General features: G+C 65.4%; 11 protein-coding genes and 2 pseudogenes. 7 read left to right on the plus strand and 6 right to left on the minus strand.

Annotation, left to right across the window (positions count from 1 at the left end; translation table 11 throughout):
* Positions 1-1,020 precede the first annotated feature (1,020 nt).
* The 5 genes from KBX53_RS00005 to KBX53_RS00025 all read right to left on the minus strand — a co-directional run bounded on the left by KBX53_RS00005 (position 1,021) and on the right by KBX53_RS00025 (position 5,813).
* Positions 1,021-1,674 carry a GNAT family N-acetyltransferase gene (locus tag KBX53_RS00005; RefSeq protein ID WP_210857354.1) on the minus strand — a complete coding sequence of 218 codons (654 nt, stop codon included), beginning with the start codon at positions 1,672-1,674 and terminating at the stop codon, positions 1,021-1,023.
* Between the two features lie 35 nt (positions 1,675-1,709).
* Positions 1,710-2,228, minus strand: coding sequence for a hypothetical protein (locus tag KBX53_RS00010; RefSeq protein ID WP_210857355.1), 519 nt, complete (start codon positions 2,226-2,228; stop codon positions 1,710-1,712).
* A gap of 479 nt (positions 2,229-2,707) precedes the next feature.
* Positions 2,708-3,385 (minus strand): GPP34 family phosphoprotein, encoded by a 678-nt coding sequence (locus KBX53_RS00015; RefSeq protein WP_210857356.1) that lies wholly within the window; start codon positions 3,383-3,385, stop codon positions 2,708-2,710.
* A gap of 11 nt (positions 3,386-3,396) precedes the next feature.
* Complete coding sequence (locus KBX53_RS00020) at positions 3,397-4,410, minus strand: acetamidase/formamidase family protein (RefSeq protein WP_210857357.1); 1,014 nt, start codon at positions 4,408-4,410, stop codon at positions 3,397-3,399.
* A complete protein-coding gene (locus tag KBX53_RS00025; protein ID WP_210857358.1) occupies positions 4,407-5,813 on the minus strand; it encodes an APC family permease in 1,407 nt (468 codons plus the stop codon). The genes KBX53_RS00020 and KBX53_RS00025 overlap by 4 nt, the downstream gene beginning before the upstream one ends.
* Positions 5,814-6,117: 304 nt before the next feature.
* Between KBX53_RS00025 and KBX53_RS00030 the strand changes: the two genes are divergently transcribed.
* Positions 6,118-7,917, plus strand: a complete 1,800-nt coding sequence (locus tag KBX53_RS00030; protein ID WP_309140674.1) for a prolyl oligopeptidase family serine peptidase — start codon at positions 6,118-6,120, stop codon at positions 7,915-7,917.
* Between the two features lie 4 nt (positions 7,918-7,921).
* Here KBX53_RS00030 and KBX53_RS00035 read toward each other — a convergent pair whose 3' ends face one another.
* Positions 7,922-9,298 carry a helix-turn-helix transcriptional regulator gene (locus KBX53_RS00035; protein WP_210857359.1) on the minus strand — a complete coding sequence of 459 codons (1,377 nt, stop codon included), beginning with the start codon at positions 9,296-9,298 and terminating at the stop codon, positions 7,922-7,924.
* Between the two features lie 297 nt (positions 9,299-9,595).
* Here KBX53_RS00035 and KBX53_RS00040 point away from each other — a divergent pair.
* The 6 genes and pseudogenes from KBX53_RS00040 (at position 9,596) to KBX53_RS36015 (ending at position 18,203) form a co-directional block, all read left to right on the plus strand.
* Positions 9,596-10,586: pseudogene (locus tag KBX53_RS00040) on the plus strand (IS481 family transposase).
* A 490-nt stretch (positions 10,587-11,076) separates the two neighbouring features.
* Entirely contained in the window at positions 11,077-12,039 is a 963-nt protein-coding gene (locus KBX53_RS00045) for a hypothetical protein (RefSeq protein ID WP_210857360.1), read from the plus strand.
* The gene (locus KBX53_RS00050; protein ID WP_210857361.1) at positions 12,036-14,039 is read left to right on the plus strand and encodes a hypothetical protein; all 2,004 of its coding nucleotides are present in this window, start codon (positions 12,036-12,038) and stop codon (positions 14,037-14,039) included. The genes KBX53_RS00045 and KBX53_RS00050 overlap by 4 nt, the downstream gene beginning before the upstream one ends.
* A complete protein-coding gene (locus KBX53_RS00055) occupies positions 14,036-15,010 on the plus strand; it encodes an AAA family ATPase (RefSeq protein ID WP_210857392.1) in 975 nt (324 codons plus the stop codon). Before KBX53_RS00050 ends, KBX53_RS00055 begins: the two co-directional genes overlap by 4 nt.
* Positions 15,003-17,159 (plus strand): annotated as a pseudogene (locus tag KBX53_RS36945) (SAV_2336 N-terminal domain-related protein); the annotation flags it as partial. The gene KBX53_RS00055 and the pseudogene KBX53_RS36945, both read left to right, overlap by 8 nt.
* Before the next feature lie 309 nt (positions 17,160-17,468).
* Positions 17,469-18,203 (plus strand): DUF5995 family protein, encoded by a 735-nt coding sequence (locus tag KBX53_RS36015; protein WP_247674889.1) that lies wholly within the window; start codon positions 17,469-17,471, stop codon positions 18,201-18,203.
* The last annotated feature ends 125 nt before the right edge of the window (positions 18,204-18,328 follow it).

The raw sequence follows: 18,328 nt of genomic DNA on the forward strand, positions 1-18,328 counted from the left end.
GATCGAGAGATGGCATGGACGAAGCCGTATCCGCGGAGTTGCGGAGCGGGCGGTGCGGATGGTCGCCTAGGTGCGGCCGGACTACGAGTCTGACTGGGCGGCGATCACCGCGGTGGCGGCCCGGCTGGCAATCGGCACGGCCGAGACATTGCGGAAGCGGGTCCGGCAGGCGCCGGTCGATGACGGCCAGCGGCCCAGGTCACGTCAGAGGAGTCGGCGGAGCTGAAGCGGTTGCGGCGGGAGAACGCCGAGCTGCGTCGGGCGAATGAGGTCTTGAAGGCCGCGTCGGCTTTCTTCGCGGCCGAGCTCGACCGGCCTACGACACGCTCGTGAAATTCGTTGCAACGCGAGTTCGACCCATGCGGCGGCTTTGGTTGCCTACGCACAGTCGACGAAGCGTAGGCCGACCGGTGTCACGATCATGTTGGTCAGGTTGAGGTCAGAGTGGATGAGTGCCTCACCGTCCATCGTGGGGTGTGCAAACCCGAGTCGGGCTGCTGGGGTGAACCACGCCTCGCCGGGCGCTGGCGTATTTTGAACTGCCGTCAGTGTGGCGAGGAGCAGGTCGAGGTCGGTGCTGCCAGGTGAAAAGGTCGGGGTGGGGACCGGGCAGATGCTCGGTCCCCACCAGCCGTCGGATTGGAACTGCCACAGGACTGCGGGCGCGTACCGGTCGACGGCGCGGGTACCGCCGGTTCGTAGCGCAGCGACCGGACGCTCAACTCGCCGGAGGCCGCCTTGACGAAGATCTGTCCGGCTGGTCGGGTGACTGTCGAGGCGATTTCAGCGCGGTCGCCACTGGAAGCCGGGGTGACGTCCAGGGTTCCGCCGATCCGTTCGGCGATCGCTGCCGTAACGCTCTCCGGCAGAGCGGTCCAGTCCTTACGCATCGGTTGTCTTCCCTGCTACTTGCTCAGCTGAAACGGGATCGGCAGACAGCAGGATTCAGCCTCGCCACCCGAAGTCCGGTGTCCACCCGGTAGGCGGTCTCATGTCCCGTTCTCGCGGGTGGCGGATGGGTCATGGTCGCAGAATCGGATGGCTGGTTTGGTCCTCGGTGGTGGTCGTCCTGGTTGGCTGGATGTCGCCGTGGAGAGGGTTGCGGCGCATGGAACAGATGACCGGGCCGTCGGGCAATTGAATTATCGATCCGGGGGTGTAGCCGTGCCGGACGTGCAGGCTCTCGGCGTCGGGGGTGGTGCTCGTCCAGGACAGTAGGTTCACCTGGTCGAGTCGGCTGCGATGGTGGCTGAGCAGGGACGTGCCGTGTCCTGACCGCCTGGCGGTGGGCGACACGGCGAGGAACGCGAGGTGGTAGTGGGGCTCATTGGGTCGATCTGTGGCGAGTAGCCGATCGAGGAGGTCGAAGCGATCGCTGTGGGCGCCTGCGGCGTCGCCGAGGCGGGTGGGGTAGTTCGCTGGTGGCGGGATGGGCCGGTATCGGTGGAAGCCGACGGTGACGGCGGTGGCGTCGTCGGTGAGGTGAATGTCGCCGTAGAACAGGGCGTGCTCGACCCAGATGCCGAGGACGTCGGTGAGGATTCGACGTCGTGGGCCCGGGTCGGGGATCAGCCAGGTTGCGAGAGGGCTGGGATCGAGGGCGTCGGCGATGAGTGCGGCGACGTGGTCTTTGTCCGCCCAGCGGGCGGCGCGGATACGCGGGACAGTGTCCATGGCGGGGGTTCCTTAGAAGGCTCTTGGTTGCGGGGTCAGGAGCTGCTGCTGTTGGCGCGGCTGTGGACGAGGAACAGTTGGTAGTCGTCGACCGACGGGCCAATCCGGTCGCTGCCGGGCGGTGGTGCGAGTGCTGCTCTTTCGTAGGCGAGTAGTTCGCCGGTGGCGGGGTTGAGGATCAGCAGGAAGCGGATGTCGTTAGAGGTGGCGCTGACGCCGATGCCGGTTCGGCCTGCCCTGTCGGTGACCGGGCCGTGGTAGGTGATGCCGGGGGTGTCGCGCAGGACGGTGAGGATCGCGGTGCGGGCGGCTTGGTTGGGGGTGCTCCAGCCGAGCAGGCTGACGAGGCCGCGAATGACGGCGGTGGGTCCGAGGAACCGCGGCTGGCGCGACCGGTTGGCATTGATGTGCGCGGTGAGCGCTGCCGGGTCGGCGGCGATCGACCGATGGGTCCGCCCAGCTCGCCGGGTTTGTAGGTGCTGTCGTCGGTGGGCTGCTGACCGGTGGGGTAGCGGCTGCGGGTGGCGCGTCCGGAGGCGTCGTCGGCACGCCAACGTTGCTCTTCGAACAGCACGATCCGCGTGGTGGTGCTGTTGCCCGCGATCGTGGTGTCCGTAGCCCACTGCAGCAGGTGGACGTAGGCGAACCGGCCCGAGATCGCATCGGAGCCGGACGGCCCAACCGCGACGGTTTTCAGAGCCTGCCGCGAAGGGGTCGACGCCGGCAGACGCGTCGGCGATGGTTCGAGTGTCTGCTGGGCACGTGTCTTGAGCTGGGCTACCGTCAGGGCGGCGGGCGACGGACACGGCTGCGCCACGGCTGGGAGAGACGCGGTGGCGCTGGAAGGTGAAGGTGCGGTTAAGGCCGGTACGACGGTGCCCGTCCAGATCGGAATGGCCGTGGCGGTAGCGAGCAGGCCGAGCGCGCAGACGGCGGCAGGGACCTTTACGTACCGGGTGGGGCTTGTCGGTCGGAGGTCGCATGTGGGGCAGGTTGTTCACGGTGGGCTTTCTTGAGGTGAGGTGAATTGGGGCTAGCGGTAGGCGGCGGTGGCGAGGTCACCGACGGCGGCGTCCACGGCGGCGGTGATGTCGCGTACTGACTGGTAGTGCTGCCCGGCGATGGCTTTCAATCGGGCGGTCAGGGCTGGGGTGTCGTCATCGAGGTAGAGGTGGTGGGTGAGGCCGAGGTTGGCGACGAGGCCGGCGAGGGCGGCGGTGTGGTTGTTGGGTTGTTCGTGGCCGGCGGCGAGGTAGCGCAGGCGGGAGCGGGCGATGACGGCCCATTTGCTGTCGGTGGGCAGGTAGGTGTCGGCGCGGATGAGGCGGCCGAGGCGCCGTCGGGTGTGGTGGCGCAGGATGCCGCCGGCGACCAGGCCGGCGCGGGTGCGGTCGTAGAGTTCGTCGGAGAACCCGCGCAGCCACGCCCGTAGGGGTGGGTGGGTGTGGCGGATGGTGGCGGTCGCGGCGTCGGCGATCAGGTCTCCGATTGGCCGGTCGATGTGTAGGTGGATCCGTTGGTGGGTGGCCGGGCGGGTGTGGTCGTTTGGGTCGAGGGTCACCCGCCCGGCCAGGTACAGGTCGATCAGGACCGCGCCCGCGAGCCCGAGTGCGAGGGCTTGCCGGTGCACGTGGGGGTGTCCGGTGTCGTCGTCGTGGCCGAGGAGGAACAGCTCATCGCGCAGCGGCAGGCGCGGGATCGACGCGGTCATCGTCCGGGCTCCTACCGCAGCCCAGTGGTGAGCCGCCGCAGCCGCTCGTGTGCCCCGCCGTATGCGGTACCCGGGGCGGGGAGCAGGGTTTTGTCGATGGCGGCGAGGACGGTGTAGTTGGGGTCGCACACGTTGCCGATCGGCGCCCGCCCCGCCTGGGACACGAGTTGGTAGGCGTCCAGGGTTTCCAGGCCGGTCAGGGCGCTGACCCACCTGACGAGGTCGTGTTGGGCGATGCGGTAGGCGTCCTCCAATGGACGGGCGCACCCGATGGTCAGGATGTCCTGGTCAGTCTCCAACCGCGGCCACCGTGTGGTGACGCCTTTGATGACGTCGATGGCGAGGGTGGTGGTCGTGGCGATCTCCACGCCGACGCCGCAGGCCTCGCCCTCACCCTGGCGGGCGTGCCCGTCGCCGAGGGCCAGCATCGCCCCGTGAACGTTCACGCCGAGGTAGAGGGTGGTGCCGGCGCGCAGGTGCGGGGTGTCGAGGTTCCCGCCGTGTGTGTCGGGCACGAGTGTGGAGCGGGCTTCGAACGCGCCGGGGGCGACACCGATCGTGCCGATCATCGGGTCCAGCGGCAGGTCAACGCTGTGGTCGCTGCGGGTGGCCTGAAACCGCACGGTGCCGGCCTGCCGGTCGATGCCGTACACCCACACCCGCTCCTCCAACGCCGGCTGCAGGGTAGCGGTGTGGGAGGTGGACGTCAGTGCCCCGAAGTGCGGGAACGTCGAGGACACACCCCAGTCCCGGGCCGGGGTGATGGCGGCGAGGTGGACGGCGAGGGTGTCGCCGGGCTCGGCGTCCTCGACGAAGAACGGCCCGGACACCGGATTGAGGTACGGCATGCGGCAGACCTGCGACGGCAGGTCCGCCGGCCCCCGAACGAGACCACCGAAGCAGTCCTCCGTCACGACGGTGAATGCGTCCCCGCCGCGCACGTGCGCGACCGGCATCCGACCGCCGAAGGTGTAGGCCAGTTCGTCTCGGGCGGGCCGGTAGGTGAACGTGTCCATGCCGGTCACACCCGCTCCACGTGACGCGCCTGCGGCTGCGCGGGCGCCAACCCCGAGAGGGCAGGGCGGCGGCCGGACAGGTACAGACCAGCCAGGACGATGCTGCCGAGGGCGAGCCAGGCCAGGCCGAGGCGCTGGGCGGCGATGTTGGCGTTGACCACCACCCACATCAAGATGGCGAAGCCGACGGCGGGCATGACCAGGTGTGCCCACCAGTTACTGCTGCGCTCCCGGATGAGGTGATGCACCACGACCGAGACGTGCAGGACCAGGAACGCGACCATCGCCCCAAAGTTGATCAGGGACGACAGCAGGCTGATCCCATCCGCACGAGTCGCCATGTACAGGCCCAGCGCCAGCGACACCGCCCCGGTAAGCAGCGTCGCGTTGAGCGGCACATTGCGCCGGATCGATACCTTCGCCAGAAACGCCGGCAACTGCCGGTCCCGGGCCATCGCGTACAGCAGCCGAGACGTCGCGACCTGAGCGACCATCGAGTTCGGTAACCCCCACGCGATGGCTGTCGCGACTGCGCACAGGGTCGCCAGCGCCCCCCCGCCAGCCACGGCAGCGGCGTCGTAGAAGGCGGTCCCGTTCGGATCACCCTCGGCGAGAAGCGCGGCCGGGTCGGGGACGAGCATCGCCGCGAGCCATGTCTGCGCTACGAACAGCACCCCCGCCAAGACGAGAACCGCGGCCATCGCGCGGCCGATCTGCCGAGAGCCGCCCTTGGTCTCCTCGGCCAACATCGAGATGCCATCGAAACCGAGGAAGGACAGCACCGCGATCGACACCGCACCCCCCACCACCGACCAGGTGAAGGTGTCGGAGTTGTAGAACGCCTCCCAACTGAACCGGCCCCTACCCGAGGCGAGGGCCCAGCCGGCGACGGCCAGGAACACCGCCAGGATGATCAGCTCGCCGATCAGCATCACCCGCGTGACGGCCGCGGTCATGCGGATACCGACCGAGTTGACGATCGTGTTGACCGCGACGAACCCGAGCAGCCACAACCACACCGGCACCGACGGGACCGTGGCGTGCATCGCCACCGACGCCACCAGATACAACAAGCCCGGTACGAGCACGTAGTCCAGGAGGATCACCCAGCCGGCGAGGAACCCGACCGGCGGGCTGATGCCGCGCCCTGCGTAGTTGTAAACGCTGCCCGACATCGGGAACGCCTTCACCATCTGCGCATAGGAGAACGCCGTGAACACCAACGCCACCACACCGATCGCATACGCCAAGGCGACCAGCCCGCCGGAGCCGACGTACACACTGCCGAAGATCGCCATCGGGGCGATCGGCACCATGTACACCAAGCCGTACGCCACCAGATCCCGGAAGCGCAGCCTTCGGGCCAGCTCCTGGTGGTACCCGTAACGCGCTAAGCCCTCTTGCAAATGCACTGCAGCCCTTCCGATCCGATTGAGTCTTGATTGGGCGGGGACATCTTTACCGGCCAGGCCTGTGGGCCTTTCCGCTTCGAAAGGGTCGCTCGGATTGAATAGCCGGGTCGATACCGGAAATGCGGACAGGGGAGTTGTCCGCATGAAGAGGGCGATGACACGGCGACCCGGCCTGCGCCCGGTTCGGCATACGGCGTCCAGCGACTGGGGCGGAGGACTCCGGCGTAGAGTCGCCGATGTCCGAGGAGCACTCGTGCCGGTCCGGCGACGGGCGGGCTACGCAGAGTTGTTCGAGGAGGGGCCCGTGAACGTGGCGGAGTCTGTCGCTGCTGTCTCGCTGGGCGATGCCGTCGGCGCGTCCGTCAGCTACGACCAGCTGCGCGTCTCAGACGGCGCGCTTTATTGGTTAGAAACTCGCCCGGACGCAGGTGGGGTCACGACATTGACGTATTGGCGGGGCGGCGAGGGCGTACGCGATGCCAGCCCTGCGGGGTTTAACGTGACTAACAGTGTCCACGCGTACGGTGGAGGATCTTTCGCGGTCGCCGAGGGATGGCTGTGGTGCGCTGGCGAAGGTGGCCTGTACGAGGGTCGTCACGGCGGTGAGCTCGACCTGGTCAGCCAGGCTTCCTTGGGAGATCTGACACTCGGCGACGGCGAGTTGCTGGCAGTGCGAGAGTCGGACCACGGCGACGAGCTGATCGGGATTTCGCTAACGGGCACACGACAGCGGAGAACCCTCGTCGCGAGCAGAGGTTTCCTCAGCGCACCACGGCCAGGTCCCAGCTCCCTGGCCTGGTCTGCTTGGAGCGAGCGCGACATGCCTTGGGACGCCTGCGAGGTATGGGTGGCGTCCTACTCGCCGCACGGGCACATCGAGGCACCGGTGAAGGTCGCCGGCGGTGCCGACGAGTCGGCGATCGAGCCTCGGTGGGGACCCGATGGCGCGTTGTACTTCATGTCAGACCGCAGCGGTTGGTGGAATCTGTTCCGCTGGGATGGAGACAAGGTCGAGGCGGTGGCATCCATTATCGGTGAGTGCGCCGCAGAGCCGTGGGAGCTGGGTTACGCGTCATACGACTTCCTTGAAGACGGTCGAATCGTCGTGGCAGTACAGGACGGGCCGCGACACCGACTCGTTCTCATCGATTCTTCCGGCGCTGTCCGTTCTGTGGAGCTGCCGTACACGTCGATCAAGCCCTACCTGGCTGCGCTGGGGACGGCGGTGGCGCTGATCGGGTCGTCACCGACGGTGGCACCTCAGATCGCTCTCGTTCACCTGGGCGATAACGACCCGCAGGTGGAGGTGCTTGCCAAGTCGGAACATGCCGGGCTTGCCAGGGTTAAGGTGTCGACGCCGACGGAGCTGCGGGTCCGCGTCACAGACGGTCGTGAGGTGCTGGCGCTGGTGTATCCACCGGCGGGCTCGCCGGCGTCATGGCGGGCTCCCGTGATCGTTCGGGCGCACCCTGGGCCAACCGCGTCCTGCCTGTTGCGCCTGGACTGGCAGGCGCAGTTTTTCACCAGTCGCGGATTCGCTGTTGTTGATGTGGACTACCTCGGCAGCACGGGGTACGGCCGGGCCTTCCGGGAAGCCCTGTATGGCCGGTGGGGCTTGGACGACGTTGACGACTGTGCAGCAGTGGCGAACCACCTCTTAGCAGCAGGGCAAGCCACGCCAGGGCAGGTTTTCATCCGCGGTGCCAGCGCTGGCGGATACACGGCGCTGCAGGCGGTGGCACAGCACGGCCCCTTCGCCGCTGCTACCGCCATTTCAGCGATCGTGGATCCTGACCGATGGACGAAGACGGTACCTCGGTTCCAGCGTGCGCACGCCTTGAGGCTTCGCGGCGGTGCCGGGCGAGTCGAGGCCGCTGCTGTCCGGCGACCCGTGTTGTTCATCCACGGCACCGCCGATGAAGTGGCAGTGATGGGGGATGTATGCGAGCTAGCCGATCATCTGGCGGCCCGAGGCGTTCCCCATGAGCTGCTGCTTCTTTCTGACGTCGGCCACTACGTGGCGACGTCCACGGGCGCCGGTGCCGCTTTGGAGGCGGAGTTGGCTCATTACCGTGCTGCGGTGGCGGCTGCGGCGACCAGTTGAGGGGTCACACTGCCGCATGAGGCAGCTGATCCCGCACATACTCGCCAAACTCACGTACCTCGAGCTCGCACCGGTAGGGCTCAAGGTCCGCTTGGACCTCAACGACGCGCTGCAAGCAGCGGTGCGAAGCGGTCTTCGCCGTGTGATCTACCGCCTGCCGAGCGGCAGCGCAGGCTTCGTCGATGCGGCCAGCGGCGGCCAACGACGAGGCCAGTAGCGCGGTATCGATGGCAAGACGACGAACATGCGTGGGGCTCAGCGCGGCGAGAGCGTCCCGCAGGTGCCGTTGGGTTTCCTGCGGTCTGCCCAGGTCATGGAAGCAGTGCGCGATCTCATCAGCTAAGTAGGCCGACGTGAAGTAGCCGATCCACGTCGGCTCGTCCTCAGGTCGGCTGCGGGCCAGCTGCCTCTCCGCGATAGCGAGGTGTTCGAGGCACTCGCCCTGTTGTCCGAGTCGGGCGTGCGACCGCGCGACCACGGCGTGCAGCCCTGCGCGCACTGCGGGCGTCGCCCGCGTCTGTCCCCCCTGCACTGCTGTGAGCGCCATCCGCAGAGCTGGCGCGGGATGACCGCAGTGCAGTGCGAGGTGGCCGATGTTCACGGCGAGCAGATAACTGCCGTAAAGGCGGTCGTCTGCGGCCTCCGTCAGCCGCAGGGCGCGTAGGTAGCGACGCTGTGCGAGACCGTAGGCGCCTGTATCAACCGCCTGATAGCCGCACAACTCGAAGAAACCCGCTGCCAGCGTGTTGAGGCGCCGCCCAATCGCCGCCGAGCCGGGCGTCTTCGCAAGCAGACGGTTCAACTCATCTTCTATGAAGCGCTGCACCTGGGCATGCACCCGACCAGCACCATGTGTATGGTCCAGTTGTCTGAACATCGTCAGGGCGGTCTCAGCGGAGAAGAGATCCTCTTCCCGGACCTGGTCCGGAGAGCCGGGCCGTTCGGCCATTGGCGGAAGAGGGCTGGCTGTGGTGTTTAACCAGTCCAGAGCGGCACGATCAAGGACCCCGGGCTGGAACGGAACCCGCACGAGCATGTCAGGTGTTCCCGACCGTTGCGCCGAGTAGGTGGGCAGCAGGGTGGTTACGCCAGGGTGGCCGGTGGGCGGCTCGCGCACGTTGTTGCGGCTCGCTTCAAGCAACGGCAGCAGCCGCATCAAGGACCCGCCGGCTTCTAGCGCCTTATCGCAGGCCTCAACGAACTCCCGGGAGGGAAACCGGTCGGCTGTCTCGACCCGACGAACTAGATCAGCGCTGAATCGGATTGTTGCACCCAAGCGTGCCTGAGACAGACCGGCCCGCTCACGCAGCTGGCGAAGTTCGGCACCGAAGAAGTGGCGCTCGGACAGGGATGGCTGGAGATCCCGGGGGGCCTGACCCATGCACTGCCTCCTCGGGTCGTCTCTCCAATTCAGACGGCGGCCAGCAGTGTAGACACCGTCCAACTACGGTCACGCACCCTTCGGTGCGATGCAACCAAGCATGCCTAGGAGAAGTTGATTACCCATCCGCCCCGTGGATGCCTGGCATGCGGACACCGGATTCGTCCGCATGCCCGGCAATACTCCCTAGGTGTTCTGTCCATGGACGTTGGTGACAGGGCGTAGATCTTGAAATGGGTGAGGACCTCCGGGTGAGGTGGAGCTTGTCGAAGGTTCCGCATCACCCGGGAGGTCCTCGTGACCCACGCTAATGCACCCCTGACCGAACGCGGCAGACTGCGTCTGGCCCGCTGCGTCGTCGACGATGAGTGGCCTCTGCGCCGGGCCGCGGAACGGTTCCAGGTCAGCCCGACTACAGCGAAACGCTGGGCCGAGCGCTATCGCGTCGAAGGCGTCGCGGGCATGAAAGACCGCTCCAGCCGGCCACACCACAGCCCGAACCGCACCCGCCCGCAGGTAGAACGTCAAGTGCTGCATCTACGAACGAGCCGGCGTTGGGGACCCGCGCGCATCGGCGGACGCCTGGATCTGCCCGCCTCAGCATGCCACGTGATCCTGCGCCGCGCGGGCGTTGCCCGCCTGGCCCATCTCGGCCGGGCTACCCGAGAACCGATCCGCCGCTACGAACACCCCCATCCCGGCGACCTGGTCCACGTCGACATCAAGAAGCTCGGCAACATCCCCGACGGCGGCGTCTGGCGCACCCAAGGCTGCGCTCAAGGCAAACTCAACCGCACCGCCACCCCCGGCACACACCACCGAGGCGTGGGGCGGCGCCCGACTCGGCTACTCCTACCTACACACCGCCATCGACGACCACTCCAGGCTGGCCTACACCGAAATCCTTCCCGACGAACGCCAAGACACCGCAACCGAGTTCTGGCAACGCGCCCACGCATGGTTCAACACCACCGGAATCACCATCCGCCGTGTCCTGACCGACAACGGCTCCTGCTACAAATCCCGGCTCTGGCACGACACCTGCAACCAGCTCGGCGTCACCGTCAAGAAGACCCGCCCCTACCGACCCCAAACAAACGACAAGGTCGAGCGTTTCCACCGGACCATGACCGACGAATGGGCCTACGCCAAGCCCTACCGATCCGGGACCGCCCGACGAGCGGCCCTACCCGCCTGGCTAGACGCCTACAATCACCACCGCCACCACACCGCACTCGGCGGCCCACCCGCCAGCCGCGTCCCCAACCTCTCTGGGCAGAACACCTAGGGCCTCGAAGAGTGGGTGTGAGAGCTAGGGAGCTGGCCAGCCGTCAGTTCCACACCCCAGTGGCAAAGCGCCGGTCGATCGTTGGAAGCAGGAGCGCCGCCGGAACTTTGGTGGTCTGTACCTACCGGAGGGAGCAGCCCATGAGCGTCAGCACTATAGACAGGGCGGCTTTGCGCCGTGCAATGGTCGAACAGCTGCATCTACGCGCCGGGACCTCCACTGTGGCGACTTCATGCTGACGTCGTCAGCGGCGCTCGTCACGCAGGCGCCGCCGCGGGTCGGTTTCTGCTGCTCACCCCGTCCGAACTCGCGCTGTTCCTAGGCGTGCTGCAGAGCAGCACTGCGGGATGATTGCCCGATAGTCCGTATCGAGATCGCGGCGCTGAGTCGCATATCCGACCGCGGGGGCAGCAATCGTTGCTCGATACCTGGAGGTGCGGAAGGATCACCCTCCAGTTTCGAAAGCAGTGCCAGCTGTTGGAGGAGTGCTGTGGCACCCCGGTTGATCTTCGTCCATGGCATCGGTGCTCCGCGTCAGGCTGAGCAAGAGTTGGCGACGTGGACCGCGGCCCTCGCCGAAGGAGCCCGCCGGGCCGGACATGCAGCGTTTGCATCCGACCTCGTTTCCGGATCCGTAGACACCGATTTCGCGTACTACGGCGACTTGTTTGCCCGCCCTCATAGTCAGGGCTACGGTGTCGAGGATCTCGGCAGCGGCGAAGCCCAGTTGGTGCAACAGCTTCTTGTTGATCTCATCGACGAGCAGATGTCGGACTCAGAGGACCTTGAGCTTTGCCAGACCTTGAGGCGGGCCCTGGTCGAAGTGCAGTCGCCGGCGGAAGCGCAGGGGGTCGGCGAACCCGTCCGGCGGGCGATCAACGCCGCTACGACGCTGCTGTCCTACGGTCCACTGAGCAGGAGCGGGCAATGGTTCGGGGGCAAGTTGTTGGTGCGTGACCTCGCCCAAGTCGCCCGCTACCTGGGCCGAGGCGAAGCGAACGAGCAGGCGCACGCCCTCGATGTCCGCATCCGCCAGCGGCTCCATAGGGCGTTCGGTGGGCGTTCGCTGGTGCTTGTGGCGCACTCTCTCGGCTCAGTGGTCGCGTGGGAGTCGTTGCACGAGTACGGCCACGAGGTGCCGCTTTTCGTTACGCTTGGCTCCCCACTGGCGATGCGTTCCGTGGTGTGGCCCCATCTGGTGCCGGCTCCACCCGTTACCCCGCCGACGGTGCGCAAGTGGCTGAACTTCTGGGACCGTGACGACATAATCGTCGCCCGCCCACGCTTAGAGGCGGACATCCAGTCCAATGCTGGCGGCGTACGGCCCGAAAGTCACCGCACCGACTCAGATGGTCTGTGGGTGCATACGGCAACCAAGTATCTGCAAAAGCCTGACGTAGCGGGCCCGGTCGCCGAGGCGATGGCGCTCGCCGAGAGTAGCATGCTGTTATGAATCGTCGGCACGTGCTTGTCGTTGCGACGCAATGCAAAAATATGCCTAACTTGAGCAATTTGTCCGCTGTGGCAGAAGAATTGCTCGGCGTGTTGACCGACGATGCGATTGGAAGCCTTCAGTCCGGTTCGCGGGATGGTGTTGCGTTGCTTGCCGGAAATCTCGAACGATCAGTTATCGAGTCAGAGATTCGTGCGGCCATCGCGTATGCAGCGGAAGAATCAGCAACCCTAGTGCTCGCTCTGCTTGGGCATGGTTTCACACCTGGTGAAGACCCTACCCTTTACCTTATGGCAGGCGGCTCGCGAGAGGGCGTACGTGACGAAGCGATAAACGTGCCGAACCTTCTTATCGAGGCGGCCGACCGGCAAAGTATTGCGGGGGTTATAGCACTCATCGACACTTGCACCGCTGCTGCCGCGCAACCATCGTTCACCGCCCTGTCTAATGGAATCCGCGGTGGAAATACCAGGGTGTGGGTGGTGATGGCGTCGGCCGTGGGGCGGTCGGCCTATGACTTCGCAATGAGCCGGGCGGTGGCTCAGTTACTGCGCACGGGTGTTCCCGGTGCCGCCCTACTGCTGACCCCTGACATTGTAGTGACAGAGCTCAAGCGCATCGTCAGTGGTCAAGACATTACCGGGTCCCTATATGATGGCGGCTCCCCTGGGGAGGGGTTGTGGCTGGCTCGGAACGTGCGCCAGGCAGCGCCGCGCGCTCTGATCGGCGCTGTGGGGGAGGCCGCGCTGATCAGGAGGGTGCTTTCTGTCATAAGCGGAGGCACCCTGCTGGAAGGCCAAGATCTATCGTCGGTGGCAGCCGCGCTTGATCGAGTGCCCAACTCAACGAGCCGTGCACAAGCGCACGCGGTCCTCGGGAATTTGTCCTGGGCAGCCAAAACCACCCGCTTCCTCCAGTCGTGGTTGTCCGATGCCTTAACCGCTGCTCGTTTGCGACGAGCAGCACCGATCCCGCTGCCATCTGAGTGGGCCAGTAACATGCTTGATGAAGCAGATGTGGTTTCGTATTTGGCGCTAAACCATCCGGTGGTCGACGCCGACGGCCGGGCGCAGCTGGTGCGCTTCGTGCTCACGCTCGCGTCGGATGCCGGCCGAAGCCTGGACGCTCCGGAACTGCGGCAGTGGGTTACTGATTTGGGTGCAACCGTGTTGGCCAACGACGTCGCTGCCGCCTTGCGCATGCGCCAATCATCTCGTCGGCTGCGCCTCATAGTCAGTCTGCACGGCGCTATGGCGGGCAACTGGCCTGAGGAGTTAGTCGTCTGGCTGCTTTGCGACGACGCTGACTATCAGCATGAGGTCTTTGCCTGCCTGCCAACACATGCCGACACCACCGCAGCCGTCATAGAGGCTGTTGATTGGGCTGACCAGCACGCCGAAATGCTCGATCTGCAGCTGCGAACCGTTGAAATAGCGGTCCCGGCCGGCCTGCTCCTGCAGTGGCGCCCGGAAGAAATCGAGCGGGGAGTGCGGCTTGGACTGGATTTCGACGTGATCATGCACTGGAGCGAGCGGCTTAACCCGTCACCTCACTTACGCTGGATCAACACCCGGGCACGGCGGAAGCTCAGTGACAGCGCTATGGTCGACCAGACCTGCCTGGTCGATTGGCTCGGCGAGACGGACCTGTACGAAATCGAAGAGCTGCGGGCGCGACTCGTCAATGACCAGTACGGCGGCGCCGTTGCCCTTCATTGCCAACCCCGTGGGGGCGCCGACGTGCTAGGACTCCTGCTGTCCTATACGCCCATCGTCCTCTGGCCGGAGGGCTCGACGCTCGCCAGCGATCTGCGCAGGCAACTCGCTGAGGCATGGCACGGCCTTCCTGCCGGACTTTCCGAAGCCTACCGCAACCGTTGGCGTAACCACGCGCCGTCAGATCCCTTAGCCGAGCTACGGGCAGTTTGGGATGACGAAGCGTGGCTGAAATTCTGCCGACGCATGCGACCGGGAGTTATTATCGAGAAGGGCACGTCATGACTTGGGAATCGTGCTACCGGGGTGATGGTGTGCCGCGAGGGGTTAAGTTGCCAGAGCCGCCGCCCTGGCGAACCTTTCCCCGCCGCCCCTTGGGCACTGCCTTCCAGCCGCCGGAGGGCCTTACCGACGCTGTCAACGCGGCTTTGTGCCTGCGCCGCCCGTTACTGGTCACGGGTGCTCCTGGTGCAGGAAAGTCGACGCTAATCGAATCGGTGGCAGCTGAGCTGCAGTTGGGACGTGTTTTGCGGTGGCACGTTACGTCACGCAGCACTCTTGCCGAGGCGCTTTATCGCTACGATGTCCTCGGCCGTATCCACGCCCAGCAGCTTGCCCGTGGCTCTGGCCGCTCTCACGGTAGCCTTCCGCGCCGGTTTTATCGGGCGTCGAACTCGGCGATTGATATCGCACCTTTTCTCCAATTAGGCCCGCTTGGCACGGCGCTACTGCCGACGTCGCGACCGCGCGCACTGCTCATCGATGAGATCGACAAAAGCGATCTAGACTTGCCCAGCGATCTGCTCGATGTGCTCGAGCGGGGCGCATTCGAAATTCCTGAACTGGCCCGCTACGACCGCGACGCTGTCAATGTGCGAGAATGGGGCGGTGACACACGGCATGCCATAGTTCGTGGTCAAGTTGCTTGTACTGAATTTCCATTCATTGTGATGACGAGTAATGGCGAGCGAGACTTTCCGGCACCGTTCCTGCGTCGATGCGTTCGTTTCGCGATGCCGGAACCGACGGTTGACATGACCGGACGGATAGTAGCGGCGCACCTTGGAGCCGCGGCGGGTAGTCAAGCCGTCGCCGACTTGGTCAGCGAATTCGTAACGCGGGTGCGGACGGGCGAAAACCTGGCGGTCGACCAGCTACTCAGCGTCGTGTTCCTGCTGGCCGGCGATGGTGCCGCGAAGGGTGAGCAACGGGACCGCATTCGCAGGCTAGTCATGCGTGAACTGTCCCGTGTCTGAGCCGTTCGGACCAATCGTCGCGTCGATTCGACATGCCGCTCCTTCGATTGACGAAACCGGCCTTGCCGAGGCGATATGGCTGTCCGCGACCAAGGGCGTTGAAATGGCATCTCCTGCGGGTGCGCCGGACACGGCCGCCGCCATCCGAGCCCAAGCGGGGGAGGCGGTGAATACTAAGGCGGACCGCCCAACTGCGGCCCACTCTCACAGAGCGCCCTCTGCTGACCGTGGTCGAGCACTGCACGACCTGGCACCCGGTGGCAGGCGGACCGCCGCGACTCGCCGCGTAGGCGTCAGTGTTGCCACCTCATTGCCGCGCTCGCTAGAGCTCGCCCGCGCCCTACGCCCGTTCAAGCGGCCTTGGCCGTCAGGGCACCGGCTGCAGCTTGACGTTGATGCCACCGTCAGAGGCTTCGCCGAAACGGGTGAGCTCGTTCCCGCCTTGAGGTCGGCACCCGAACGATGGTACGAGGCCGCCTTGGTGCTCGACCACGCTCCAGGAATGGTGGTATGGGACGACGCCGCCCGCGAATTTCAGCGGCTGTTATGTCAGCTTGGAGCATTCCGCATGGTCCGAACTTGGCATTTGCTGGCCGGGAGTCCCGAGCCGGAGTTGCGAGATCCGGCCGGGCGTTCCGCCGCAGTCCGGCAATTACATGCCCCCGATGCCCGTCGAATGATTTTCGTCTTCTCGGATTGCGCGCATCGCGGTTGGCAGGGTAGTTCGCTTTGGCAGACCCTGCGTACATGGTCACAATCGACCGCGACGGTTCTTGTAAACCCGCTATCGTCGAAGTTCTGGAACCATGTCGCCCTCGACTTGCCTTCCACACGGGTACATGCCCTGTCGCCCGGAAGCCGCAACTCTGCACTACGCTTCGACGTTCCGCCAGTCCTCCGCGCGCTTGCCGACGACAACGAAGAGTGGTTGCCCCTACCCCTGATCGCCCTAACACCGCACGCGCTCAGCCGCTTTGCGTCGATGCTGATGCGCGGCGACCCAGCAGGGTGCGAAGCCGTCCTCGTGGCAAATGACGGCCGCCTACCGGCTGAGCCGGCCGAGTTCGACGATGAAGATGACGAGTCTCCGAACATTGAGCGCCAGATTAGGTCCTTCCTGCGCATGGCTACGCCGGTGGCCGGCCGGCTCGCTGTGCTTTGCGCCGCATACGCTCAGCTCAGCCTGCCGGTATTCCGGCTCATCGCCGCCCGCATGTTGCCTGAGGCGGACGCCAACGACATGGGAGAGGTCATCGCCGGTGGACTCTTCGATGTCAGCAGTGATCGCGGCATAGTCATCCTCACGTTCCGGGCCGGGGTGCGCGAATATCTGCAGCAACATTTAAGCGTCGACGACGTATGGCGGATGTATGAGGTGCTTAGCCGGTATGTCAATGACAAGTCAAGCTTGATCGTCCGCTTCCCTGCTGTAGTTCGTGTTTCTACGGGCGGGTCCGATCTGCCCTCGACGGTGGAGCCTTTCGCCAGCGCGTCAGCCGAAGTGTTGCAGCTACTCGGAGTCGACCCGCGACTCGGGGTGGATAACCAGCGCTCTGCGGCGAGAACGAGCCAGCCAGCGTCCTTGCCAGGTCACCTGCCAGGATCCCTGGCCATCGGGGAATCTATTCCGAGCGGCGGGGCGGTGCGCATCTGGGACGCGGCTACAGCGCAGCAGCGAAGAACTCTGATGGGTCACGCGGGCGCTGAGAGGGTGGTGGTAATTGCGCCCGACAGCACCTGGATCGCTACGGGTAGCCGCGACGGGGCGTTGCGTGTCTGGGACGCCGCCACCGGTCGGCTGCAAAGAGCTCTGACGGACTCCAGGATTTCCCTGAAGGCGCTCGCGGTCGCGCCGAACGGCACATGGTTGGCCGGTGGCGACGAGGGCGGGACGGTGCGCATTTGGGACGCCGCCACTGGCCAGCAGCGCAGCGCCTTGACCGGACATACTAACTCTGCCGAGGCGGTGGCGATTGCGCCCGATGGCATGTGGCTGGCTTCTGCTGGTGACGATGGGGTGGTGCGTATTTGGGACGTGGCGACTGGCCGGGCGCGAATGGTGTTGGCCGGTCATGCTGGTGCGGTGCGGGCGGTGGCGATTGCGCCCGGCGGCATGTGGCTGGCTTCTGCTGGCGACGACGGCACTGCACGCATCTGGGACGTTCCCAGCGGCCAGCAACGCGTTGCTATGACAGACCACGGTTCTGTGAGCGCGGTGGCGATTGCTCCGGACTGTGGCTGGCTGGTCACGGTCGCCGTTGGCGAGCGAGAGGCCACCCCCGCTTCTCCCGTCGCTGGCACTCACAGGGCGCTCTCTCGCCTCCGGGAAGATGCAAAGCTACCCCCGGCGGCACCAGGCGCAGAGGCCCGCACATTAATTAATAGCACAGTCGAGCGCTCACCCCACGGTATCCCGCCCGCAAAAGACGTCTCGCCATGGGGACCAGTCCAACTTGACATGAAGAATTTGTTACGTGATTTTCCCGCCGACGTTCCCGCAGTCGTCGACCATCTCGTCAAACTGCAGCATGTTGTCGAGCAGTTGCCCCCGCTGCAAGCAAGCAGTCCGCTAGCAGACTTCAACAAGCTCTATCTAACCATTAGCAATAAGGTATTGGAGGGGCTCAACGATTCTACCTTCGCTGACCCGTTGTTCGTTTCGCGCCTCGACGTGGAGTTCGCCGCTCGTTACCTCGATGCGCTGCGATCGTGGACCGACTTGAGCCCAGACACCCCTAAGGCGTGGTCCTGCCTCTTTGAGCGGATGCGTGGCCCGGACGCGCGGCCGCTGCCCTCGGCGGCGGCCGGAGTGAATGCCCACCTCAATTTCGACCTGCCGTTCGCGCTCGTTGCCACCTTCGAGTACCTCAATTCCGAACCGGTGGATGGCAGCGCTCAGCACCATGACTACCTGGAACTCATCAACCTCTTTGCTGACAGGGTCCCGGGCCTGCGCCGAGGCTACCTGGAACGATGGCAACTTCTTATTGACATGATCGACGGCGAGATCGATGAGTTGTACCAAGGCGAACTCATCGAGTACACCCGAGACGTTGCCTGGCGCATCGCGCAGAGACTCTGGCACGTGCGTCACGACACCATCGCCCTAGACACCGAGCGCAGCCGCCTCGATGATTCCACCGCGGCGCTCGGCCGGCTACTGTTGTCACCCCTTGGTACCTTCTTGCAGTAGCAGTAGACGATTATTACAGCGCCCCATGCGCTGGGCCTCCAAGCGGGAACTGTCGATCCCACGACTGCTGTGCTCGCGCGCCTATTTGCCGCCTGGTCAGGCTCCGCCGCAATCTCACCCGAGTC

The sequence above is a fragment of the Micromonospora sp. M51 genome, from assembly GCF_018070305.1.
Lineage (GTDB): Bacteria > Actinomycetota > Actinomycetes > Mycobacteriales > Micromonosporaceae > Micromonospora > Micromonospora parva.

Excerpts from the sequence above, each read along its gene's own strand:
- KBX53_RS00005 (WP_210857354.1), bottom strand. The coding sequence starts at position 1,674 with ATGGACACTGTCCCGCGTATCCGCGCCGCCCGCTGGGCGGACAAAGAC.
- KBX53_RS00015 (WP_210857356.1), bottom strand. The coding sequence starts at position 3,385 with ATGACCGCGTCGATCCCGCGCCTGCCGCTGCGCGATGAGCTGTTCCTC.
- KBX53_RS00035 (WP_210857359.1), bottom strand. The coding sequence starts at position 9,298 with ATGGGTCAGGCCCCCCGGGATCTCCAGCCATCCCTGTCCGAGCGCCAC.
- KBX53_RS00050 (WP_210857361.1), top strand. The coding sequence starts at position 12,036 with ATGAATCGTCGGCACGTGCTTGTCGTTGCGACGCAATGCAAAAATATG.
- KBX53_RS00055 (WP_210857392.1), top strand. The coding sequence starts at position 14,036 with ATGACTTGGGAATCGTGCTACCGGGGTGATGGTGTGCCGCGAGGGGTT.
- KBX53_RS36015 (WP_247674889.1), top strand. The coding sequence starts at position 17,469 with ATGAAGAATTTGTTACGTGATTTTCCCGCCGACGTTCCCGCAGTCGTC.